Raw genomic sequence first — 23,117 nt, 5'->3', positions numbered from 1 at the left:
ACCCCTATGTTGCGCAACCCTTCGCAAAAGTACGTGGCCTATGCCCCCATTTCGTTACCCGACCGTCAGTGGCCTGATAAGAGGCTGACCCACGCCCCGCGCTGGCTCTCAACCGACCTGCGCGACGGCAACCAGGCGCTGGCCGAACCGATGGATATCCCCCGCAAGCTGCGCTTCTGGGAGCAGTTGATCAAATGCGGCTTCAAGGAGATTGAGGTGGCGTTCCCCTCCGCCTCCGAAACGGACTTCCAGTTTGTCCGCCAGCTGATTGAGGAGCAGCGCATCCCGGATGATGTCACCATTCAGGTGCTTACCCAGGCCCGCAGCGATCTGATTGAGCGCACCTTCGCTTCCCTCGACGGGGCAAAACGCGCCACGGTGCATCTCTATAACGCCACTGCGCCGCTGTTCCGCCAGCTGGTCTTTCGCCAGAGCCAGGAGGAGATTGTCCAGCTGGCGGTCAGCGCCACGCGGCAGATACGTGCGCTGTGCGAGACCAACCCGCAGACGCGCTGGACCTATGAGTATTCGCCGGAAACCTTCTGCTTTACCGAACCGGAGTTTGCCCTGCACATCTGCGAGGCGGTGGCGGATGTCTGGGAACCCTCTGCCGAACGGCCCATGATCGTCAACCTGCCTGCCACGGTGGAGGTCAACACCCCCAACGTCTATGCCGATCAGATCGAGTATTTCTGCCGCCACTTCTCCCGTCGGAGCGAGGTCTGCATCAGCGTCCATCCCCATAACGATCGCGGCAGCGGCGTTGCCAGCGCCGAGCTCGCCCTGCTGGCGGGTGCCGACCGGGTGGAAGGTTGCCTGTTCGGTAACGGGGAGCGCACCGGGAACGTCTGTCTGGTGACCCTGGCGATGAATCTCTACAGCCAGGGGATTTCGCCGCAGCTCGATTTCAGCGATATGAAGCAGGTGGTGGAACTTGTGGAACAGTGCAACCAGCTGCCGGTGCATCCCCGCCATCCTTACGCCGGTAAGCTGGCCTTTACCGCCTTCTCTGGCTCGCATCAGGATGCCATTAAAAAAGGGTTTCACGCCCGGGAACAGTCCCTCTCCCCGCGCTGGGAGATGCCCTATCTCCCGGTGGATCCGGAAGATATCGGCTGTAGCTATGAGGCGGTGATCCGCGTTAACAGTCAGTCCGGCAAAAGCGGCGCGGCGTGGATGCTGGAGCAAAATCATGGCCTGGCGCTGCCCCGGGCCCTGCAACAGGACTTTAGCCGCCACGTTCAGGCGCACACCGATCGGGAAGGTACCGAGATGACGCTAAGTGCGTTGTGGCAGCTTTATCGCGAGCTGTATGGGCCGCATCAGCACGCCCCACGGCAGCTGCTGGATTACCGAACCGAAAGCCAGGCCGACGGCGGGCTGCTGCTGTGGGCCCGCGTCCAGACCGTCGACGGGATTGTGATCCTGGAGGGGAACGGCAACGGCCTGCTCTCTGCCGCCGCCAGCGCGATAAAAGCCAGTTTTCATCTGGCCTTCGCCATTGAGGATTATCACGAGCATACCCTCGGCAGGTGCAGCGAAAGCCGCTCGGCGGCCTATATCCGCTGCAGCTTTAAGCAGGGAGCCAGCCGCTGGGGAACGGGCATCGACAACGATGTTTCCCGGGCGTCGCTTCAGGCTTTGCTGAATGCGTTGCCGGAGAGCGCCTCGGGCGGGAAGTAGTCGCTCGGCGCCACGCCGAGCGTGCGGCGGAACATGGCGCTAAAGGCGCTGTGACTCTCATAACCGAGGTCCAGCGCCACCCGTAGCACCGATTGCCCCTGCGCGAGGCGGTTCAGCGCCTCCATCAGCCGCGCCCGGCGCAACCATTCGCTGAAGGCCAGCCCGGTCTGCTGGCGAAAGTGCCGCAGCAGGGTGCGTTCACTAATATTGAGCGTTTTTGCTGCCAGCGCCGTCGTCCATTTTGTTCCCGGCTCGGCCTGGATCTGGCGGCACAGGGCCAGCAGCGCGGGGGCCTGGGGTTCCGGCAGGTTAAACGGCAGCACGCCGATCCCCCTGATTTCATCGAGGATCAGCTCGTAAATGCGCTCCGCCCGGCTGCCCGCGGCGTAGCTTTCCGGCAGTTGCAGCGAGGCGACGATCAGCTCGCGCAGCAGGGTGGAGATTTGCACAACCTGGCAGACTGAGGGTAAATCCGCCCGGGCGAAGGGATCGATAAAGAGCGTCCGGGCCGCCACGTCACCGGTGATCAGCAGCCGGTGCTGCGTCCCGGCAGGCAGCCAGACGCCTCGCCCCGGCGGTACAATCCAGATCCCCTGCCCGGTCTCTACCCGCACCACTCCGCTGAGGGTATGCAGAAGCTGGGCGCAGCTATGGCTGTGCCAGGGCTCCGTTTCGCCATGGGTGTAATCATGGGCAAAAGGCACCAGCGGGCGGGTGGCAAAGCTGAACTGCTGTTGGGTTGTCATCGATTATCTATTTTGCGCTATCTGCGCGTTGATAAAGTCAAACACGTCCGCGGCTTCGTTTGCTGAGGCAAATACTCTCTCGGGTATCACCACACAATTATCACTCCGCATATGGATAAAAATAAAACCCCCTTTTCTGTAGCTTTCCTTCACTTTTTCCCAATAGATTTTAACGCTGGCGGTGTTAGTGATAATTTCAATAAAGAAGCGGTTGAGCTTCACTTTCTGTAAAGTCTCCTCGTCTTCCTGCTCAGCCTGCTGCTGCTTTTGCATGACCTTATTCATAACTACATCATAGAGTTTGAACAGCGCCAACCCGACGCCAAACAGCACGAGCAGCGCGATACTGAACATTTTTGCTCTGGCGAGAAAATCACCGTCGGGGGCAGTTTGCAGGCTTAACTGCAACAGGGTGATAAAATTAAATAAGGCCGCCACCGCTAAAACAGAGACCGCAGCCTTATGAATGAGAAAAAGAGAACCGTAAGGTTTGAGGTGTTCTTTTTTATGATCGTTGATGAGCTTGCCCGCTTTAGTACGTTCCAGTGCTGATAATGAATATTCCACAACGATCCTGTTTTTTCTTATCATGCCTCTCCCTCTCTCTTATTCGCGCCTGATTATTTATCCTAACATATTGCCCCATCATTATTAGCGTTTCCCTCAGCTTATTACCCTCTTACACAGGGTTGCATGATGTCATCCAGGGTACGGAGATCTGTTTTTGCCCCGGCTATGAGCGTGATATTGATCTCTTCTGACCCGCGCACATGGTACATATCTACCTGAGCGATCCGCTGCTGCGCTTTGCTGATATCAAAAAAGTTAGGGGTATCCGCCTCAGGATAAATCACCTCAACGCCATAGCCCTCTGCCGACAAGGCATCCCGCATACAGTGGTAGCGCCCCACCAGCCCCGGGTGAGAAGAGACCGAATAGACCTGATACACCGTCGCATCACCAAAGGGATGGATAACACTGCACGCCGTCAGGATACCCGCTAACGCTATCAGTCCAATGATTTTCATACTAGTTCCCACTTTTCAGAGGCTCCCGGGAAGGAAGCCCGCCATCAGTGGCGGTGAATTTACCCCTGCAAAAACCATAAATCAACTTTTTGTTGATAATTAAACATTATGAGTATAATTTAAGACTGCCAGCCCATTCTCCCCTACAGAGGCGAAGGTTCGGGTGGCAAATGGTAAACTCGTGGCCCTGACAATGACCCAGACGAAGGAAAAATGATGAAGTCAGAATATGCAGAACAGATTGAGCTAATTTCCGGGCCACTGGAAGCCGCCATGGAGGCGCTGGCGGGTACGCTCTCCGCCAATCAGGAAGCCGTTTTACACAATCTCACCACGCCCGAATGCTCGATTGTCAAAATCATTAACGGGCATGTCAGCGGCAGACGTAAAGGCGACCACCTGTTATCTGGCCCCGAGAAAGATAAGGGATTTGCCCTGTTGCTCGGTAAAAACGAGGGACGTAAGTCCTTGACGGTTAAAGATTATAAAACCGTGACCGCCTCGGAGAAGATCCTCAACAGCGCCTCCACCATCTACTACAGCGATGACGGCCATCCGCTGATGGCTTTCTGCATTAATGTCGACACCTCGCCGTATGAACACATTCGCAAAAGTCTCGACATCATCATGGCCACCGCGCCTGCCGAAACGGATGCAGCCGATCTCAACCTGGGTGGCCTTGTTGAGCAATCAATTCAGGAAATTATTGAAAAACATACCGTTACCGGAAAGAAAATTCAGAAAACGCAACGCCTTAAAATCGTTGCGGAGATGCGCGATAAAGGCATTTTTAAAATGAGGGGGGGCGTGCAACATGCGGCCCAGGCGCTGGGTGTGACACGTTATACGGTTTATAACGATCTTGAGGTGATGAATGAAAAATAGTTATCCGCAACGCATTCCTTTTTACCAGGTGGATGCTTTCTCTCAGGGGCCGTTTACGGGTAATCCCGCAGCGGTTTGTCTGCTGGAAGCGTGGCCGGAGGATGCGCTGTTACAGCGTATAGCCAGCGAGAATAATCTCTCCGAAACGGCGTTTGTTGTTAAGCAGGGCCACGATTACGCCCTTCGCTGGTTTACCCCTGCCGTTGAAGTCGACCTTTGCGGTCATGCGACGCTTGCCGCAGCCAGTGTGCTTCTGCGCCATGAAGAGTCGGGCAAGACGGTTCGTTTTTCCACCCGCAGCGGTGAGCTGACCGTTACCTCGGATAATGGAAAATTCTCGATGGATTTTCCCCTCGTCACCCCCCGCAGGATTGCGGCCCCGGACGGGCTTTTGTCAGCACTTGGCATCGTTGCCGGGGCGACTGAAATCTGGCAGGCCTCCGATCTGATCGTGGTCATGGATGACGAAGCGCAACTCGACGGCTTAACGCCAGATTTCACCGCCCTGGCGAAATTCAACACCCGCGGCGTGGTCGTGACGGCGCCTTCTCGTCAGTTTGATTTTCGCTCCCGCTGGTTTGGGCCCCAGGTGGGCGTCAATGAAGATCCCGTTACCGGCTCGGCGCATACCTTTCTGGCCCCGCTGTGGAGCGATAAGCTGGCGAAAAAAACGCTCCATGCACAACAGGGCGGCAGCCGTAAAGGAGAGTTGATCTGCCATATTAACGATACGGGCCGCGTGACGCTGACGGGCGAGGCCTGTCTGGTCCTTGAGGGGATATTTATTATTTAAACAGAGCTATTTAAAAGTATTCATTTAATTCACCGAGAATAGAATAAGCGGATTAAATTCTGCCCGGCATCCTGTTACCTGAACCAAACACTATTGGTGACTTATAACCAAGGATAATCCAATGACTTTAACCAGGTGCGTTACTGCGCTTATTGCTGCCGTATCCATTGAAATCGTCGCGACAACATTATTATCGCTTTCTGACAGTTTTAAAATTATCTCCGCTGGCGTACTGGCCATTATCTGTTATGGCGTTAGCTACTATTTTTTATCTCTCGCCCTGAGGCGGATTCATATAGGTGTGGCCTATGCTATCTGGTCTGCGGTCGGGATCATTAGTATTACCTTTATACAAACCCGTTACTTTGATTTCACCCTGACACAGGATTCGTGGATAGGTGTGTGCATGGTTATTATTGGCACATTAATTCTCAACCTTGCTATCAAACAAAAAAGATAACAGTGTGGTTTTAAATGGTTAATATTTTATTTGGCTTTTTCTGGCTTTTTATTTCCGTCTCAATGGAAGTGATTGCCACCTTAATGCTGCCGCAAACCAATACATTCAAAAATACGCTGATAACGGTTCTCTGCCTGATCTGTTACGCGACAGCCTTTTTTGCCCTGTCGATGCTGATGGGCTGGATTTCACCGGTTGTCGCCTAAGCGGCCTGGTCAGGAACCGGCATTGTGATGATTTCACTCCTGAGCAGCATCTTTTATCAACTGCGCAGCAGCGCCCTGGAAAAGGTGGGGATCGGCTGCATCGTCGCCGGACTCATCGTGATTGCGTTTTAAAGGATCGACAGTATGAATAGCAAACCCCTTCCATCGCGTGTGGAACGGCTGCGCGACGCCTTTTTACAGGCGAAGCCCTTTATTTCTGCCCATCGGGCTGTCAGCGTCACCCGGGTTTATCAGGCCAATCCGGGAATGGATAATATTCTGCTCAGGGCGTTAGCGTTTCGTCATGCCTGCGAGAACGCGCCTTTATATGTCGCCGAAAACGAGCTTATCGTCAGCCACCCTGCGGGCGGCGCGCGCGGGGGTGAAGTTTCGCCGGAAATAAACTGGCGCTGGGTGGCCGACGAGCTGGATAACCTCCCTTTCCGGGCCCAGGATCCTTACCAGATTGACGACGAGACGAAACGTCTCCTGCGGGAAGAGGTATTTCCTTACTGGCAAGGCCGCTCTCTGGATGAGATGGCGGAGACGCAGCTAAAAACCGTCGGGCTGTGGGAGTGGTGTCATGACGATGCGATATGCGACGTCACGATTAAAACCCAAAACGGCGGCGGTGACGCTTGCCCGGGCTACGACAATATTCTGCTGACCAAAGGGATAAAGGGAATACGGGATGAGGCAGCCGCGCACCTGGCCGCCCTCGATCCCGCTACCTCCGACGGCATCGAGGCGTTTAATTTTTATACCGCCGTGCAGCACGCCTGTGACGGCGTGATGGCTTACACCCGGCGCTATGCGCGTTATCTGCGCCAGCTGGCCGGAGCCGAGACCCGCCCCCTTCGCCGGGAAGAACTGCTGCAGATTGCCACGATTTGCGAGCGTGTCCCTGAACATCCTCCGCAGCATTTTTACGATGCCCTGCAGGCTATCTGGTTCGTGCATTCGCTGTTTATGCTGGAAGAGAATCAGACCGGGATCTCCCTTGGCCGCGTCGATCAATATCTCTGGCCGTTGCTGGAGCGCGAGCTCAGGGACGGAACCTTAACGCATGCCCAGGCTGAAGAGCTGCTTTGCTGCTGGCTGATCAAGATGGCGGAAACCCTGTGGATTTGCAGCGAATCGACGGCGATGTACTTCGCCGGGTATCAGCCCTTTATCAACCTCGTGGTCGGCGGGCAGAAGCGTGAAGGCGGCGATGCCACCAATCCGCTCACGCTGCTCATTATGGACTGCTCCGCGCGATTAAAAATTTATCAACCGGGCCTGGCCGTGCGAATTCACAATCAGTCGCCGCAGTCCTTTGTGCGCAAGGTGGTGGATGTGGTGCGCGGCGGAATGGGGTTTCCGGCGTGCCATTTCGATGATGCGCATATTCGCATGATGCTGCATAAAGGGTTCAGCTATGAAGATGCCCGGGACTACTGTCTGATGGGCTGCGTCGAGCCACAGAAAGCAGGGAAAATGTACCAGTGGACCTCGGTGGGTTATACCACCTTCACCGCAGCGATCGAGATGGCGCTGCATAACGGCCGCTCGCGCGCCGGGAAGCAGACAGGCCCCCGCACCGGCGAGGTGTCGCAGTTCCACTGCTATGAAGATGTCAAACGTGCGGTTATGGCCCAGTTATCCGCTATGGTCAGAAAGGCCGCGCAGGTCACGCTCATCGTACAAAAACTGCATGCGGATCATGCCAGAAAACCGCTGATGTCGAGCCTCATCGAGGGCTGTATGGCCACCGCGAAGGATGTCACCCAGGGCGGCGCGTTTCTGAATGCGGGGCCGGGTCTTATCTGGACGGGGCTTGCCAACTTCGTGAACTCTCTGATGGTCATCAGGAGGCTGGTATTTGAAACCTCCCGCTTCACGCTGCAAGAGCTTGTTGACGCGCTCGACCATAATTTTGTCGGTTATGAGGCGCTCCTTACTGCATGCCTGCGGGTGCCGAAATACGGTAACGACATTGCCGACGTGGATGAGATGGCCCGTGAAAGCGTGCACTTTCTGGAAAAGGAGCATCGTCAGTATCGGATGCTGTATGCACCTTTTGCATTCGGCACGCTCTCCATCTCGAACAATACGCCGTTTGGGCTAATAACCGGCGCCCTTCCATCCGGTCGCCTTGCGGGCAAGCCGCTGGCGGATGGAATAAGCCCTGCCCAGCAGACAGATTATCTGGGCCCCACCGCGATCATCAACTCGGTCAGCCGAATCAATGTTGAAGAGATGGATATCGGCATGGTCCATAACATCAAGCTTATGTACGGCATGCTGGAAACGCCGGAAGGGCAAAACAGCCTTATCCATCTGCTGCGGACAGCCAGTATCCTGGGAAATGCCCAGTTGCAGTTCAGCTACCTGGATGATGAAACGCTGCTGAAGGCGCAGCAAAACCCGGCGGAGTACCGCAACCTGATGATCCGTGTCGCAGGATACAGCGCCTTTTTCGTTGAATTAAGTAAAGAGGTGCAGGATGAGATCATCAGCCGAACCACTCAACGTCGCTTCTGAGCCGGCATCCGGCTGGATAACACATATTCAGCGGTTTTCGCTGCATGACGGACCGGGTATTCGCAGCGTTGTGTTTCTGAAAGGCTGCCAGATGCGCTGCCGCTGGTGCGCCAACCCGGAAGGGCTCAACCCTGGCTGCGAGATCTTCTGGCATGCTGAGCGCTGCCTTCACTGTGGAAAATGTGCCCTGCACTGCCCAGCCGGCGTACATCGTTGGGTGGACGGTGTGCACACGCTTGATCGCTCGCGTCAGTGTCAGGGTTGCAGGCGATGCGAAGAGAGCTGCCCGGCTGGTGCACTTAATGTGACAGGGGAAAAACTGACCTCAGAGGCCGTTTTTAACCGCGTCATGGCGGATGAAACCTGGTTTCGTCAATCCGGGGGCGGCATCACCCTCAGCGGGGGTGAAGTGTGCACTCAGCCCGAGTTTGCCAGACAACTCATGCAAAAAATTAGCGCAGAGGATATTCACACGGCAATTGAAACCGCCGGGTACGCCCCTTGGCGCGCCGTAAAACAGATCGCATCGGTTTGCGATCTGATTCTCTTTGACCTGAAAAGCGCCGATGACGAGCAGCATAAACGCTATACCGGGGTGAGTAATAAGATCATCCTGCGTAACCTTGAAAGATTATTGCAGGGAGATCGACAGATCGTTATCCGTATCCCCGTTATTCCAGACTTTAACGATAGCCCCGAACAGGCTGAAAAATTGTTCATGCTGATACATTCCCTGACCTGGCACCGTCCTGCGTTCAAATTTATCGAATTACTTCCCTACCATCGTTTTGGCACCGGGAAATATGCCTTACTTAATAAGGCCTACGAATGGAACGACTCTGCTGCACAAGTAGAAAACTTCTTACAACATACCCACAAATATAACCTACCGGTAAGGGTTTCAGGGGTAATGGTGGGCTAACGAAAAGAGGTAATCATGTTAAATAAACCAGAAAAGAGTTCTGAAAAAAATAGTTTGGTTCTCGAACGCCGCGTCGTTATCGGTACGCTCTTTTTCATGTTCGTGATTTATGCTGCACTGCTTCTGACGCAATTTAACTAGGGAAGGTGCGAATAAGCAGGTCATTTCTTCCCAAGCTGACTCGCTGATTAAAATTTCGCGGATCTGGGCCGATTTTTTTCCCGCAAACACATCGAATCAGCCTATTTAGGCTATTTTTTCCACCATTTCTGGCGTTATTTCCGGTTTTTACTGAGATCTCTCCCACTGACGTATCATTTGGTCCACCCGAAACAGGTTGGCCAGGGTGAATAACATCGCCAGTTGGTTATCGTTTTTCAGCAGCCCCTTGTATCTGGCTTTCACGAAGCCGAACTGCCGCTTGATGATGCGAAACGGGTGCTCCACCTTGGCACGGATGCTGGCTTTCATGTATTCGATGTTGATGGCCGTTTTGTTCTTGCGCGGATGCTGCTTCAAGGTTTTTACCTTGCCGGGACGCTCGGCGATCAGCCAGTCCACATCCACCTCGGCCAGCTCCTCGCGCTGTGGCGCTCCTTGGTAGCCGGCATCGGCTGAGACAAATTGCTCCTCTCCATGAAGCAGATTACCCAGCTGATTGAGGTCATGCTCGTTGGCCGCGGTGGTGACTAGGCTGTGGGTCAGGCCACTCTTGGCATCGACACCAATGTGGGCCTTCATGCCAAAGTGCCACTGATTGCCTTTCTTGGTCTGATGCATCTCCGGATCGCGTTGCTGCTCTTTGTTCTTGGTAGAGCTGGGTGCCTCAATGATGGTGGCATCCACCAAAGTGCCTTGGGTCATCATGACGCCTGCTTCGGCCAGCCAGCGATTGATGGTCTTGAACAATTGACGGGCCAGTTGATGCTGCTCGAGCAGGTGGCGGAAATTCATGATGGTGGTGCGATCCGGCAGGGCGCTATCCAGGGATAATCGGGCAAACAGGCGCATGGAGGCGATTTCGTACAGGGCATCTTCCATGGCACCGTCGCTCAGGTTGTACCAATGCTGCATGCAGTGAATACGCAGCATGGTCTCCAGCGGATAGGGCCGTCGGCCATTGCCCGCCTTGGGATAAAACGGCTCGATGACAGCGGTCATATTCTGCCATGGCAGAATCTGCTCCATGCGGGAGAGGAAAATCTCTTTTCGGGTCTGACGGCGCTTAGTGCTGAATTCACTATCGGCGAAGGTGAGTTGATGGCTCATGATGTCCCTCTGGGATGCGCTCCGGATGAATATGATGATCTCATATCAGGAACTTGTTCGCACCTTCCCTAGCGTGCGGCATCATTGTGCCTGTGACAGGCTTGAGTAAATAAGGAGTTGTAATGAAGAAAGTTGTGGCTGTCATTAGCCTGGTGCTATTGAGCCTCACCGTCGCCGGATGTTCAAGCGATTATGTTTTACAGAAGAAAAATGGTGAGATGATTATTACTCACGGCAAACCCGAAGTTGATGATGATAATGGCCTCATTACTTATGAAGATATCGCGGGAAATGAACATGCGATCAACCGGGATCAGATTATCCAGATGATAGAGAAATAAGGTAGCACAGCGGGCAGAGGATCGCCGGAAACTCTGCCCTGCTTGCATGCTCGTTCAGGAGAGAGGCTAAAGACGATGAAGAAGATCTTATTTCCCCTCCTCCTGTCATGCGCGTTGTTTATTCATGGCGATTCAGGCGCCCTCTGGCAATATCGCTCGGGCAGCCAAAAGCCGATCCTCCCGGAAGCGAATAAGGTCGTCGTCGATCCGGCAAAAATCAACGCCACACGCAGGCGCTCACCTAAAAAACATCTCAGACGCTTCATTTCCGGTATTACCCGTAAACGACAGCAGAAATAATCTCATCCGCCCTCATGCTTGCAGCCAAAAAAGGGGGCGCGTGTTTAATAGCCTTACAAAGTGAAGATAAAATCAAAAATATATCCAGAAGAAGAATAATCTGAATTATCCCTTCCAGAAAGGTGCGTTCCGTCACAGTGGCTACGCTTTAAATTCATTGATAAAGGAGGTCGGGATGACATCAGGAAACACCACTTCAAAAAACTACCCACAACCCCCGTTTGTGGAACAGCCGCAGCAAATGCCCGGACTGGCGTCAGAGATGAAGCCAATCCCCGATCATGGCGAGACGAGTTATACCGGCTCGGGCAGACTTTCTGGTAAAAAAGCGCTGATTACCGGCGGCGATTCCGGGATTGGTCGCGCGGTGGCGATTGCCTACGCCCGTGAAGGGGCAGACGTGGCCATAGGCTATCTGCCGGAAGAGGAGTCCGATGCGGCAGCCGTTATTGCCCTGATTCAGGCGGAAGGACGCAAAGCTGTCGCGATCCCGGGTGATATTCGGGTGGAGTCGTTCTGTGAGACACTGGTTGAGCGCGCCGTGACGGAGCTCGGCGGGCTCGATATTCTAGTCAACAATGCGGGTAGACAGCAGTTCTGCGAATCCATTGAAGATCTGACCACCGCCGCTTTCGACGCGACCTTCAAAACCAACGTTTATGCCCCCTTCTGGATCACCCGCGCCGCCCTGCGTCACCTGACGGAAGGCGCGGTGATTATCAATACCTCTTCGGTTCAGGCCTTTAAGCCCAGCGAAATCCTGCTCGATTACGCCCAGACCAAAGCCTGTAACGTGGCGTTTACCAAATCACTGGCAAAACAGCTTGGGCCGAAAGGGATCCGCGTGAATGCCGTGGCGCCGGGCCCTTACTGGACGCCGTTGCAGTCAAGCGGTGGTCAGCCGCAGGAGAAGGTGCAGCAGTTCGGGGCAGATACGCCGCTGGGCAGACCGGGTCAGCCCGTGGAGATTGCACCGCTGTATGTTCTGCTGGCATCTGAAGAGTGTTCCTATGCTTCCGGTCAGGTCTGGTGCTCTGACGGCGGTACCGGCGTAGCCTAATTCTGTTGCCTTTATTTTGACGCGCCTGACGACGACAAGACTTATTATAAAATCCGTTATCCGAAGCGGTAACGGATTTTTAAATCTGAAAAGCCGTCCGGCGCAAAATTATCAACTATTCTTAGATCGTTGATTTTTGTTTTTTATTTCGGTCAGTTTTACAGCCTTCCTCGTTATAAATGACATCATCCGGTCCCTGAAGGGCTTAAACGTTCACGTTGATAATGTTTCCTGTTTTTCAATCAGTTCCTGGTTCCGAACGCAAAGATTAATTAAAGGACAACAGCTATGACTCACATTCATGAACACGCCACGGTTAACACAACCTATCCCGATTCGCGGCTGCCCCTGCCCACGACGAACAGCAGTGCCGTATCATGGGGCGCCATCTTTGCCGGCGCAGCGGCAGCGGCATCCCTGTCGTTAATTTTGCTAATGCTGGGCACCGGGCTGGGCCTGACAACGATTTCACCCTGGGAAAACCGCGGGCTCGACGCCGGCACGGTGGGCATTGCTGCCATCGCCTGGCTGACGTTCACGCAAATCGTGGCGTCTGGCATGGGCGGCTATTTAGCCGGGCGACTGCGTACCAAATGGGTCGATACCCGTACCGATGAAGTCTACTTCCGCGATACTGCCCACGGGTTTTTAACCTGGGCTGTCGCTGCACTGGTTTCTGCGGCGCTGTTTACAAGCACCGTGGGCGCCCTTATTGGTGGCGGCGCTAAAGTCGTGGGTACCGTTGCCGGCGGGGCTGCGACGGCCACAGCAGCTGGCGCGGCGGGTATGGCGAACAGTTCGTCTGAGGCGCCGGGTTCATCCATGGACTATTTTGTGAATTCGATGTTCAGGGCCAGTAACCCTGCCACACCGGCAAACGGTGCTACCGATCCTGCTGATCCAACCGCTGCACCTGCTCCCGCCACGCCAGCCGCACCTGCTGAGCCATTAACGCCTGCGCAGGTAAGTGAAGTGACCGGTATTTTTGCCAACAGCATTTCCACCGGTACCTTACCGCCGGAAGATCGTCAGTATGTCGCCCAACTGATTGCACAAAAGACCGGTATCAGTCAGCAAGAAGCTGAACAGCGTGTACAAACCACCTATGACAAAGCCCAGGCTAAATTAAAAGAAACGAAGGAGAAAGCGCAGCAAGCTGCTGATGCCGCACGTAAAACCACAAGCTATCTGATGCTCTGGACATTTATTGCGCTGCTGGCCGGTGCTTTCGTTGCCAGCCTGTGTGCGACCTTCGGTGGTCGTCAACGTGATTTATAATTCTTAATTAAGCAGGAGGTTTAAAATGCGCTCACTATTACTCTTCTTTTTAGGCGTACCTATTCCAATCATTATCCTGATTGCACTGTTCTTCCATTAATCGCTTTTTAAAACATAAATGCCCTGACGGGCATTTATGTTTTTTTCTTTTTTCACCACGCCTTCATCCGGCCACGCGATTTATCCGTTGCGGATCCTGCCATCGATTCCCGGCTGCGGTTTACCAAACAGATAACCCTGCGCGAGATCGCAACCCAGCGCCTGGAGACTTTCCAGCTGTTCCTGCGTTTCGACCCCTTCGGCAACCGCCTTCATATTAAGGGACTTCGCCATCCCGGTAATCAGTTTGATGATGGTCAGGGCATCATCCTGGTCAGAGATCGAATGGACAAAGGATTTATCGATTTTAATTTTATCGAAGGCGAGCTTGCTCAGCCGCGAAAGGGAAGAATACCCCGTACCAAAATCATCAATGGAGATTTGCACGCCACGGGCTCTGAGCGTGTTGAGGGTATTGAGCGGAGTATCGTTATCGGTAAAGAGAGAGGATTCCGTCACCTCCAGCTCCAGACGATCGGCCGCAAGCCCTGTCTCTTCGAGAATGGAGAGCACGATGCCGGCAAAGGCTTTGCTGCTGAGCTGGATAGGCGAAACATTTACCGAGATTTTTGCCGGAACCGCCCAGGTCGCCGCTTCCCGGCAGGCGAGTTCAAGCACCGACCTTCCCAGCTCATTAATCATGCCTGTCTTTTCCGCAACGGGAATAAAGCTGTCCGGCGACAGAAGCCCCTTTAATGGATGCACCCAGCGAACAAGGGCTTCATAGCTGTAAATTTCCCGGCTGAACGAATCGACAATGGGCTGATAATAAACCACGAATTCTTTATTCGCTAAGGCCATCGCCAGATCGTGCTCAAGGGTTCTGCTCTCCTGCAGCTTTTGTAACATGATCGGCCGGAAGACTTTTATCTGTCCGGGGCCCTCTTTTTTGGCTTCAAACAGGGCCAGATCGGCAAATTTATAGAGAAAGTCGGAGCGGCGCTCCGTGTCCGAGATAACAATGCCGACACAGGTGGCGATATTAATGATGGTGTTATAAATGGTGTACGGCTGGTTGATAGAAGCACATATTTTTTGCGCGCGCGAAACGGCGCTACTCTCTGTCAAACCGCTCGAGAGAAAGGCAAACTCATCCCCGCCTAAGCGATAAAGGGTATCGGTCGTCAGGCTCATGGCAATCAGGCGTTCGGAGATCTGGCGCAGCAGCATATCGCCAACATCATGACCGTAGGTATCATTGATCTCCTTGAAGCGGTCCAGATCAAACAGCATGACGGTCACAGATTCATTATTTTTTTCCGCCACCTGAATGATTTTCTTTATATTTTCCCAGAAAAACTGGCGGTTATTCATGCCTGTCAACGAGTCATGGTAAACGTCATATTCCAGCCGTGTATTCTGGATTTGCAGTTTCTCCTTAGATTTTTGCAGCTCTTCAGCAAGGCTTTTGACCTGAAGATGCGCCGTCAGAATATTTCTGTTCTGGAAGAATATCAGCACGCCAAGAATGGCACTCAAAATGATTAACAGTAGAGAAGCCGCTGAATAAATATAATATAACGTTTGTATTTTGAGATTAGCTTTATTGATCGAGTTAATATCATTGTCTAACGCACTGGATGACAGGCGGCTTAAGGGGGCATCAAGCAGGTGCATTTTAATCAGGTAGGTCTGGAGCGCTGGACGGTCCATTTTCTCAAGGTTAGCGTCCAGATCTTTGAGAATATTTTCTATATTTACCGCCAGTTCATGGTGCGCTTTATTGCTGGCAATATAGCGCCCCAAATCACCTTCTTTCATTAAACCGCTCTGGCTGAGCATAATGTCAAGACGCAGGCGCACGTCGTCAATCGTCAAAGCGTCAATACCGTTGGCGTAAAGACCGAGCGTTGATTCGAATCGATAAAATTCTGATACCAGCTGAGCTGCGGACCATGAGTCCGTATAGTGCGTCAGTTTTTGTAACTCTTGTTGCCTCTCGTGCACAAGGAAAGAGATATATCCCGTAGAGATAAAAAGGAAAAAAATGATGCCCGCCAGTATCCTGTTCATGTTGCGCTTCTGAACTCCTACTCAATATTCATTTTGCTGACCTGCCATGCCGATCGTGAATAATAAATTTGATTATTCAGTTCGTGCAGACTGTCATAGGGATACACAATGAATAACGGGCCTTTGTCACGGATACGCATGTATTCACCGTTGACTTTCAAGGCAAGGATAACGTTGTATTTTTTAAAATCACTGAGCGGGATAACGGTGGTGTAGTCATTGAGCGCAATGACCTTAGCAACGGTGCCTTTTGCCCCAACGTAATCCATAAGCTTTTGCAGCGGCACGCCCGTAAAGGTTGTGCGCCCATTATACCAGGGTGAAGTAGTCTGGAAACTGACCATCCCGAGTTTCTCAAGGCTGGCGACATCGAAAACGGCTTTCCCGTCTTCGTTTGTATTTTGTATATTACCGGACAGGGTTAAAAGGGCTTTACCGGCGGGTTTGGGCAGTTCACCTGCCCAGGCATGGGTGGCAACCACAACGCTTAAGAACATGACAATAAACCGCATACTAACCTCACCTATCTGCCGGATATGAAAGAATTATAATTTAGTTAACGTGCTATTAATATATGCTCCTTGCCTATTATTGCAGCAACAAAACCGTTTATACAATAAATCATTAAAATCAATAAGTTAAATTTTCCTTCTTATAAAAATGATTAACTAAAGTCTGTACATTTATTTCATTTAGAGCAAATTTTATTGAATCTGTACAAAAAATAATCTACCCACTTATATAATGCAATTAAACACACAAGAATATAAAGGTTTTATTTTTTATCCCTGCTCAGTAGAAGCGAGATGACAGCGGGAGAATGATGACCTCCTTCCCGTTCAGAAACCGTTTTTTTCCGGCTGCTGCCGCTTCTTGTTATCAGCGGCGATAACCAGTGCTATTCCGGCCAGCACCGCCAGCGTGCAAAGCAACATCCGCAGATCCGGTACCTCACCAAGAAATAACACGCCGCCTGCCGCCGCGATACACGGAACGCTCAGCTGCAGGGTGCTGGCGGTTGCTGAAGAGAGCGTGGTGACCAGGGCATACCAGAGCACGTAGGCAACGCCAGATGCCAGCCCGCCGGAAAGCAGGGCCAGGATAATGCCGCTGGCGTCAATATGGACTGGCGTCTGTCGTACCAGGCTCAGGAGGAGAATAACCGGCAGGCTGAGGATGAAATTACCGCTCGTTGTTCCCGCCGCAGCCTGGATATTTTTGCCGCGCAGCGAATAGGCGCCCCACGCGAAGCCAGAGGCTACCATCGTAATGGCCGCCGCAAGCGGAGGCGCGGCCGCCCCAGGAAGCAGTAATGTAATAATGCCCCCTACGGCAATGAGTATCCCGCAGGCCTTATAGCCGCTCAGTCTCTCGCCTTTTACCACGCTCCAGCCGATCATACAGACCTGGACTGCGCCAAACAGCAGCAATGCGCCTGTCGCCGTATTGAGCTGAACATACGCCAGCGAGAAAAACAGGACATAGGCGCACAACAGCAGGGCGTCGATAATTTTCCAGCGTATCTCTTGCAGCCTTCCCCGCGCCAGATGCCAGACAAACAGCACTGCCGCTCCCCCCAGTAATCTCAGCATGCTGAAGGTTTCAGGATCGGCATGGCCATTCTTCAGGGCTACGCGGCAAAGAATGGAGTTCGCTGCAAATGCAGTTAAGACAAAGAGAACCAGCAACAGCTTTTTCATACCCTTCCTGAGAGAGACCGTTCCGGACCGACGGTGGGATCGTGAGTTTGTCTATTTACTTTACTGTAAAACCGCACTTTTGCGGACGCGCATCTCCACCGCCCAACGCAGGGATCAAAAAAATTCGCTGACTTGGTTGCATAATAAAACCAAATGGCGCACAGTTTATTTAGTTTCATATTAAAACCACTATCTCCCATTACGAGGTACGACAATGACTACGCAACGTTCAACAGCTTTAATTACAGGCGCATCTTCCGGCATTGGCGCGGTCTACGCCGACCGTCTCGCCGCTCGCGGTTACGATCTGGTGCTGGTGGCCCGCCGGGAGGCGCGTCTGCTGGCGCTGGCGGAACAGCTCAGGCAGCGCTATGGGGTAAAGGTCACCCCCCTGACGGCGGATCTTACCGATGAAAGCGGGATCCGCGCCGTGGAAGAGATGTTGCGCAACAACGCCGCTATCGACACCCTGATCAACAATGCCGGTACTGCGCAGATGGCGCCGTTCCTCGCGGGAGATGTGGCGCAGCATCAGGCGATCAATATGCTCAACACCACGGCGCTGATGCGTCTCACTTATGCCCTGCTGCCGCGTCTGGCGCAAAACAACCGCGGTACCCTGATTAATATCGCCTCGGTACTGTCGATCCATGCCCGGGCGGGCAGCGCGCTCTACAGCGCCACCAAAGCCTGGGTGCTGAATTTTACGCGCGGATTACAGGAGGAGTTTGCCGACAGCCAGGTGCGTATCCAGGCGGTATTGCCCGCAGCCACGGCCACGGAGATTTGGGAGCTGTCCGGCATCAGCGCCGACGATCTGCCCGCCGGGTCGGTGATGACCACCGACAATATGGTGGATGCGGCGCTGGCGGGGCTCGACCAGGGTGAGCTGATCACTATCCCGCCGATGCACGATGAAACCCTGTGGACGCGCTACGAAGAGGCGCGCCTGGCGCTGTTTGCCAGCGCCCGCACCGGCGTACCCGCCCCCCGCTACCTGACGCGCTGAGGATTGCGCGGATCGCCCCTCTGGCTCAGAGGGGCGTTTTAGCAGGCGACGGTCAGCGCGTTAAATCCCGAAATTTGCGGTATATTTTCTCTTTACCTTCTCTCACGTTGATAAAGGGATAAGACAATGCCGGTCGACTGTATTATTACTGCCGCAGGACTCTCCTCCCGCATGGGGACGTGGAAAATGATGTTACCCTGGCGCGAGGGAACCCTTCTGGATGCCAGTATCAACAACGCCCTGCAGTTTTGCTCGCGCATTATTCTCGTCACCGGTTTTCGCGCCCAGGAGCTACAGGCGCGATATCAGCACCGGGAAAATGTCACCCTGGTTCATAATCCCGATTATGAAAACGGACTGGTCAGTTCGGTGATAACCGGTGCCCGGGCGGTGAGCACGGATTACTGTTTTATTACCCCCGGCGATCTGCCCTGCCTGGACGGGGAGATTTACCGCCAACTTTGGGCATTACGCACCGGGGGGGCGATCCTGCCGTACTATCACGGTACGCCCGGCCACCCTGTTTTGATTGATCGCGGCAGCCTGCAACAGGCGATCTCCCGTCCGGCTATCCGCAGCATGCGCCAGGCCCTGATGGAGGGTAAACACCAGTGCGTGGCCCTCGATCGCCCGGAAATTATTGTTGATATCGATACCCCTGACGATTTCAGAAGCGTGCAACAGGGGAGTTAACGCTCCCCGCGTCACGTTACTATTATGCTGTCGCGGCTTTTTTTACTCTCTGGCATAGTAAAAAAAGGCCACTAACCCAACAGGATAAGAACCATGCTTGAACTCCGCCCGAACTGCGAATGGTGCGATCGTGACCTGCCTCCTGATGATCTGGACGCGCGGATCTGCTCCTTTGAGTGCACCTTCTGCGCGACCTGCGCCGACACCCACCTTAATCATCGCTGCCCTAACTGCCAGGGGGAGCTGGTGCGTCGCCCGGTGCGTCCGGCAAATAAGCTGATGAACGCGCCTGCCTCCACCGTGCGGGTTCATGCGCAAAAAAGCGCCTGACCCGCCTTCTGATGACGAGAGAAATCATGATCCAGCTGCAGACCATTCCTGCTCCGCGTACTTTCACCGATGTGGCTCCGGTATTGCTTACCGATGCCACCCTGCTTGAGCGCAAAAACAGGGTGCTGGCCCGCATCAACGAGGCGGGCTATGATGCCCTGGTGATCTATGCCGACAAAGAACACGGCAGCAACTTTGAGTATCTGACCGGGTTTGTGCCGCGCTTTGAGGAGGGTCTGCTGATTCTGGAAAAGAGCGGCGCGGCGACGGCGATCCTCGGCAATGAAAATCTCAAGATGGCCCGCCATTCCCGCATTCCGGTTACCCTCAAACACTGCCCGTATTTCTCGCTGCCCAATCAGCCGATGGATAATGAAACCTCGCTGGAGTCGCTGTTTCGCGAAGCGGGTCTGCATGCATATGACCGAATCGGGGTGGTGGGCTGGAAGATGTTTACCGCAGCCGGAGCGGATAACAGGCAGCTTTTCGATCTCCCTTATTTTATCGTCGAGGCGCTGAAAAACAGCACCGATGCGTCGCTTGAGAACGCCACACACCTGTTTATCGGCGGCGAAAACGGCGCCCGCATCACCAACAACGAGAATGAAATCGCGCATTATGAATATGGCGCGAACCTGGCCTCGACCTGCATCCTGAACGCCATGAACGCAGTGGAGCCGGGGATCCGCGAAACCGAGCTGGGGGCGCGGCTGGCGGCAGAGGGGCAGTATCAGACGGTGGTGACCATTGCCGCCGCCGGGCAGCGCTTTGAGAAGGCAAACTTTTACCCCACCTATAAAAAGCTGGTGCGCGGGCAGCCGCTGTCGCTGACCACCGGGTTTAAGGGTGGGCTGTCCAGCCGGACCGGATTTGTGATTGCTGACGAGAGCGAGCTGCCGGACGGCCAGAAAGATTATCTGGATCGGGTGGCGAAACCCTATTTTGCCGCCATCGCCAGCTGGCTTGAGCAGATTAAAATCGGCATGCCGGGCGGCGAGCTGTATGCCCATATCGAACAGGTGCTCAATAAAGCGCAGTATGGCTGGCATCTTAATCCCGGGCACCTTAGCGCCGACGAGGAGTGGATGTCCTCCCCCATCTACCCGGGCTCTGCCGAGACGCTAAAAAGCGGCATGATCCTGCAACTCGATATCATCCCCTCTGTTTCCGGCTATACCGGCGTGAGCGCTGAGGAGAGCGTCGCTCTGGCGGACCAGGCCTTGCAGGAGAAAATTCAGGCGGCGTACCCGGAACTGTGGGCGCGGATTGCCAGCCGCCGGGCATACATTCGCGAGGTGTTAAATATCAATCTGGCGGATGAGGTGATCCCGCTGTCGAATACCGTGGGTTATCTGCGTCCGTTCCTGCTGGCAAAGGAGATGGCGTTTACCTGTTGAAGTTTGTTTCTGCCACTTTACAGGCCCGGCAGCGCTACGCTTGCCGGGCCTTTCAGGGCATAAACCTTACTGTAATGCTGCAAGAATGCGGTACGCAGCCTTGACCCGCTCGCTGTTGGGGTAACTTTTATTCGCCAGCATCACAATGCCGAGGTTCTTCTCCGGGATAAAGGCGATGTAGCTGCCAAATCCGCCGGTCGAGCCGGTTTTATGTACCCATGAGGCTTGCACCGGCGGCTGTGGAGGCGCGATAGCCGTGGCATCGTGGGCAGCCAGGGCATATTTATTATCCGCCCCCTGCTCCAGCGTCCGGGAGGAGACCGGCCAGTTGAGCATCTCCCAGCCCAGCCCCTGATACATCTCGCCTACCTGCCAGTAGCGTGACTGGGCAATCTCCACCCCTTTTTTCAGCGATGCGTCTTTAATGCTGTCCGGTTGCAGGTTGGCCTGTAGCCAGCCTGCCATATCCACGATGGAGGTTTTTACCCCGTAGGCTTCGGCATCGAGCATCCCTGGCGAGACGTGCACCGCCTTACCGTCCCGGTAACCCCAGGCATAGTTCGCTTGTTCGCTTGCCGGTACGGTTACCCAGGTGTGGCTCAGCTTCAGCGGTTCCAGCACCCGGCGGGTGAGCGCCTGCTCGAAACTCATCTTTGAGGGCTTGACCGCCAGGGCGCCGAACAGGCCGATGCTGGCATTGGCGTAGAGGCGTTTAGTACCCGGCGTCCATGCTGGCTGCCAGGTCTGATAGTACGTTTGCAGCGCTGCGGCATCGGTCACGCTCTCCGGCACCTGGAGCGGGAGTCCCCCTGCGGTGTAGGTCGCCAGATGGAGGAGGCTGATGCCCTGCCACTGCTTGCCTGACAGCGCGGGCCAGTAGTTGCTGGCCGGATCGTTGAGGGCAATCTCCCCGCGCGCCACCGCATCGCCGCCGAGCACCCCGGTAAAGGTTTTGCTCACCGAGCCCAGCTCAAACAAGGTTTGCCGGGTGACGGGCTTTTTCCCGGCGACATCCGCCAGCCCTTGAGTGAAGAAATAGGTCTGGCCCTTATAGATGACCGCAACGGCCATGCCTGGGATCGACTGGTCGTGCATCAACGCGGTCATGGTGGGGTTCACCGCCTCCGCGACCAGCGCCTCCTCCGGGGTGGCGGCGAGAGCGGAACCAGACAGGCAAACGAGGAGCATACAGAGCAGGGATTTTTTCATCGTTATGATCTTTAGCGAAAAGTGAGAGCGCTATTTTGCAGGCCTGACGGGAAGATGTAAAACGGGCACGCGTGAACCGACGCCCGTTCGCAGAAGGCTAGTTATACTCCAGCGCAAAGGTGGCAGTGGTGTTTGCCCACCCCGCCGTCACGGTCGGGTCAGTCTGTACCAGCTGGGCAACAAAGTGGAAAGGCTGGGCGCTGGCGGCATTTGTCGCGGTCACCTGTCCCAGACCCGGCAGGTTTCCGGCCTCGTTGATGTGCAGGGCAGTGCCCGCGACCGGCGCACTGGCGCCATTATTGCCGTAGCTCAGCCTGACCCCCACGCCGCTGGCGCTCGACGGCGACGGGGTAATGGCCAGCGTATCGGTGATGCCGGTGGCGGCTGGCGTGCCAAAAAAGCCAATTTTGATCTGCGCTGGCTGCGAACAATAGACCGGAATGGTCAATCTCTTCGCCGTCCCCGCCGTCTGCCCCACCCCTTTAAAATCGGCGCGGTTAACCTTGCCTAAATCGACAAAAATGGTCGGGGTGGTGACATTACAACTGCCCACCGCGCCGATATCCACGTTCATCGCCGTCAGGTCGGCGCTGATGGGCGTGCCGGTTGTGCCTGAGCCGGGAATATCGACATAGAGTTTACCGACCGCCCCCAACGGCGAAGCGTTGGCGTGGTTGCCGCTGACGAGGCTGACGTCACCGGTTTTAAAGAAGGTGATAAACGCCTTCACCACGATATGTTCCTGGTGCAGCAGCGCGGGGTTTTCGCTGCTGTTACAGACCTGCGTCTCATGCATACCGGAGCCGTCCAGGTAGTGGATCGGCCCGCCGCTACACTGGAAGCCCAGGGCATAGCCGATACCCGGAATGGCCGACTCAAACACCATTCGGCCATTGATAAAGGTCTCATTCCCGGTGCGCTCCTGTTCATATTTCACCGCTATTGCCCCGGCCTGCCGGGCCTCCTGATCGCAGCTAAAACGAAACCCGCTGCCGCTGTCGGCCATGATGCTGGTCATCTGGGTGTTGTTACGCAGCGAAGGGAGATACTTGATGTTCTGAACGTTGATGGTCATCTGGCCGGTATCGCCATTGCAGGCTGCCGCCCATACGCCAGGGCTGAACAGCCCGGCGACCGTCATAAGTAAACAGACTAACCGCATGGTTAATA

24 protein-coding genes are annotated in these 23,117 nt (G+C 54.5%); 15 read left to right on the top strand and 9 right to left on the bottom strand.

Translation table 11 applies throughout. The annotated features are described in order from the left end of the window. The first annotated feature begins 6 nt into the window (after nt 1–6). Complete coding sequence (gene leuA, locus C2U54_RS13030; RefSeq protein WP_103179003.1) at nt 7–1,683, top strand: 2-isopropylmalate synthase; 1,677 nt, start codon at nt 7–9, stop codon at nt 1,681–1,683. Here leuA and C2U54_RS13025 read toward each other — a convergent pair. The 3 genes from C2U54_RS13025 to C2U54_RS13015 all read right to left on the bottom strand — a co-directional run bounded on the left by C2U54_RS13025 (nt 1,635) and on the right by C2U54_RS13015 (nt 3,457). After that, nucleotides 1,635–2,429, bottom strand: a complete 795-nt coding sequence (locus tag C2U54_RS13025; RefSeq protein ID WP_103179002.1) for an AraC family transcriptional regulator — start codon at nt 2,427–2,429, stop codon at nt 1,635–1,637. The genes leuA and C2U54_RS13025 overlap by 49 nt on opposite strands. Before the next feature lie 3 nt (nt 2,430–2,432). Next, nucleotides 2,433–2,996 (bottom strand): YcxB family protein, encoded by a 564-nt coding sequence (locus C2U54_RS13020; RefSeq protein WP_233210503.1) that lies wholly within the window; start codon nt 2,994–2,996, stop codon nt 2,433–2,435. A 104-nt stretch (nt 2,997–3,100) separates the two neighbouring features. Then, nucleotides 3,101–3,457, bottom strand: coding sequence for a hypothetical protein (locus C2U54_RS13015; RefSeq protein WP_103179001.1), 357 nt, complete (start codon nt 3,455–3,457; stop codon nt 3,101–3,103). A gap of 213 nt (nt 3,458–3,670) precedes the next feature. Here C2U54_RS13015 and C2U54_RS13010 point away from each other — a divergent pair, with 213 nt between their 5' ends. The 6 genes from C2U54_RS13010 (at nt 3,671) to C2U54_RS12985 (ending at nt 9,249) form a co-directional block, all read left to right on the top strand. Continuing rightward, nucleotides 3,671–4,342, top strand: coding sequence for a helix-turn-helix transcriptional regulator (locus tag C2U54_RS13010; protein WP_231736601.1), 672 nt, complete (start codon nt 3,671–3,673; stop codon nt 4,340–4,342). Beyond that, nucleotides 4,332–5,135 (top strand): PhzF family phenazine biosynthesis protein, encoded by an 804-nt coding sequence (locus C2U54_RS13005; protein ID WP_103178999.1) that lies wholly within the window; start codon nt 4,332–4,334, stop codon nt 5,133–5,135. The genes C2U54_RS13010 and C2U54_RS13005 overlap by 11 nt, the downstream gene beginning before the upstream one ends. 121 nt (nt 5,136–5,256) lie before the next feature. Continuing rightward, nucleotides 5,257–5,595, top strand: a complete 339-nt coding sequence (locus C2U54_RS13000) for a DMT family transporter (RefSeq protein ID WP_103178998.1) — start codon at nt 5,257–5,259, stop codon at nt 5,593–5,595. Between the two features lie 14 nt (nt 5,596–5,609). Then, complete coding sequence (locus C2U54_RS12995) at nt 5,610–5,801, top strand: SMR family transporter (RefSeq protein WP_103178997.1); 192 nt, start codon at nt 5,610–5,612, stop codon at nt 5,799–5,801. A gap of 144 nt (nt 5,802–5,945) precedes the next feature. Next, nucleotides 5,946–8,327, top strand: a complete 2,382-nt coding sequence (gene cutC / locus C2U54_RS12990) for a choline trimethylamine-lyase (protein ID WP_103178996.1) — start codon at nt 5,946–5,948, stop codon at nt 8,325–8,327. Beyond that, the gene (locus tag C2U54_RS12985; protein WP_103178995.1) at nt 8,290–9,249 is read left to right on the top strand and encodes a glycyl-radical enzyme activating protein; all 960 of its coding nucleotides are present in this window, start codon (nt 8,290–8,292) and stop codon (nt 9,247–9,249) included. The genes cutC and C2U54_RS12985 overlap by 38 nt, the downstream gene beginning before the upstream one ends. 288 nt (nt 9,250–9,537) lie before the next feature. Here C2U54_RS12985 and C2U54_RS12975 read toward each other — a convergent pair whose 3' ends face one another. Beyond that, nucleotides 9,538–10,518 (bottom strand): IS5-like element ISKpn26 family transposase, encoded by a 981-nt coding sequence (locus tag C2U54_RS12975; RefSeq protein WP_000019441.1) that lies wholly within the window; start codon nt 10,516–10,518, stop codon nt 9,538–9,540. 122 nt (nt 10,519–10,640) lie between these two features. Here C2U54_RS12975 and C2U54_RS12970 point away from each other — a divergent pair, with 122 nt between their 5' ends. From C2U54_RS12970 to C2U54_RS12955, 4 genes are all read left to right on the top strand, one after another. Further along, nucleotides 10,641–10,859, top strand: coding sequence for a YgdI/YgdR family lipoprotein (locus tag C2U54_RS12970; RefSeq protein ID WP_103178994.1), 219 nt, complete (start codon nt 10,641–10,643; stop codon nt 10,857–10,859). 75 nt (nt 10,860–10,934) lie between these two features. Then, complete coding sequence (locus C2U54_RS12965; RefSeq protein ID WP_103178993.1) at nt 10,935–11,159, top strand: hypothetical protein; 225 nt, start codon at nt 10,935–10,937, stop codon at nt 11,157–11,159. A gap of 175 nt (nt 11,160–11,334) precedes the next feature. Beyond that, on the top strand, nt 11,335–12,219 hold the full coding sequence (locus C2U54_RS12960; RefSeq protein WP_103178992.1) for an SDR family oxidoreductase: 885 nt from the start codon (nt 11,335–11,337) through the stop codon (nt 12,217–12,219). 288 nt (nt 12,220–12,507) lie between these two features. Beyond that, nucleotides 12,508–13,497, top strand: coding sequence for a hypothetical protein (locus C2U54_RS12955; protein WP_103178991.1), 990 nt, complete (start codon nt 12,508–12,510; stop codon nt 13,495–13,497). Between the two features lie 180 nt (nt 13,498–13,677). On the opposite strand, the gene C2U54_RS12950 is transcribed toward C2U54_RS12955, so the two are convergent. From C2U54_RS12950 to C2U54_RS12940, 3 genes are all read right to left on the bottom strand, one after another. Beyond that, entirely contained in the window at nt 13,678–15,609 is a 1,932-nt protein-coding gene (locus C2U54_RS12950; protein WP_103178990.1) for a putative bifunctional diguanylate cyclase/phosphodiesterase, read from the bottom strand. A 17-nt stretch (nt 15,610–15,626) separates the two neighbouring features. Beyond that, nucleotides 15,627–16,121, bottom strand: coding sequence for a molybdopterin-dependent oxidoreductase (locus C2U54_RS12945; protein WP_103178989.1), 495 nt, complete (start codon nt 16,119–16,121; stop codon nt 15,627–15,629). A 327-nt stretch (nt 16,122–16,448) separates the two neighbouring features. Further along, on the bottom strand, nt 16,449–17,309 hold the full coding sequence (locus C2U54_RS12940) for a DMT family transporter (protein WP_103178988.1): 861 nt from the start codon (nt 17,307–17,309) through the stop codon (nt 16,449–16,451). 214 nt (nt 17,310–17,523) lie between these two features. On the opposite strand from C2U54_RS12940, the gene C2U54_RS12935 reads away from it, so the two are divergent. The 4 genes from C2U54_RS12935 (at nt 17,524) to C2U54_RS12920 (ending at nt 20,738) form a co-directional block, all read left to right on the top strand. Beyond that, nucleotides 17,524–18,318: an SDR family NAD(P)-dependent oxidoreductase gene (locus tag C2U54_RS12935; protein ID WP_103178987.1), complete on the top strand. Its 795-nt coding sequence runs from the start codon at nt 17,524–17,526 to the stop codon at nt 18,316–18,318. Nucleotides 18,319–18,444: 126 nt separating this feature from the next. Next, on the top strand, nt 18,445–19,011 hold the full coding sequence (locus C2U54_RS12930; protein ID WP_103178986.1) for an NTP transferase domain-containing protein: 567 nt from the start codon (nt 18,445–18,447) through the stop codon (nt 19,009–19,011). Between the two features lie 93 nt (nt 19,012–19,104). Further along, nucleotides 19,105–19,341, top strand: coding sequence for a DUF1272 domain-containing protein (locus C2U54_RS12925; protein WP_103178985.1), 237 nt, complete (start codon nt 19,105–19,107; stop codon nt 19,339–19,341). A gap of 26 nt (nt 19,342–19,367) precedes the next feature. Then, on the top strand, nt 19,368–20,738 hold the full coding sequence (locus C2U54_RS12920; RefSeq protein ID WP_233210470.1) for a M24 family metallopeptidase: 1,371 nt from the start codon (nt 19,368–19,370) through the stop codon (nt 20,736–20,738). 66 nt (nt 20,739–20,804) lie between these two features. On the opposite strand, the gene ampC is transcribed toward C2U54_RS12920, so the two are convergent. Next, nucleotides 20,805–21,947 (bottom strand): CMY2/MIR/ACT/EC family class C beta-lactamase, encoded by a 1,143-nt coding sequence (ampC, locus tag C2U54_RS12915; RefSeq protein WP_103178983.1) that lies wholly within the window; start codon nt 21,945–21,947, stop codon nt 20,805–20,807. A gap of 97 nt (nt 21,948–22,044) precedes the next feature. Continuing rightward, nucleotides 22,045–23,109: a fimbrial protein gene (locus C2U54_RS12910; protein WP_103178982.1), complete on the bottom strand. Its 1,065-nt coding sequence runs from the start codon at nt 23,107–23,109 to the stop codon at nt 22,045–22,047. Between the last annotated feature and the right edge of the window lie 8 nt (nt 23,110–23,117).

The organism is Leclercia sp. LSNIH1, from assembly GCF_002902985.1.
In the GTDB taxonomy this organism is placed as follows: domain Bacteria; phylum Pseudomonadota; class Gammaproteobacteria; order Enterobacterales; family Enterobacteriaceae; genus Enterobacter.
The sequence above is the reverse complement of the archived record's forward strand: the minus strand, read 5'-3'. Positions and strand labels throughout refer to the sequence as shown.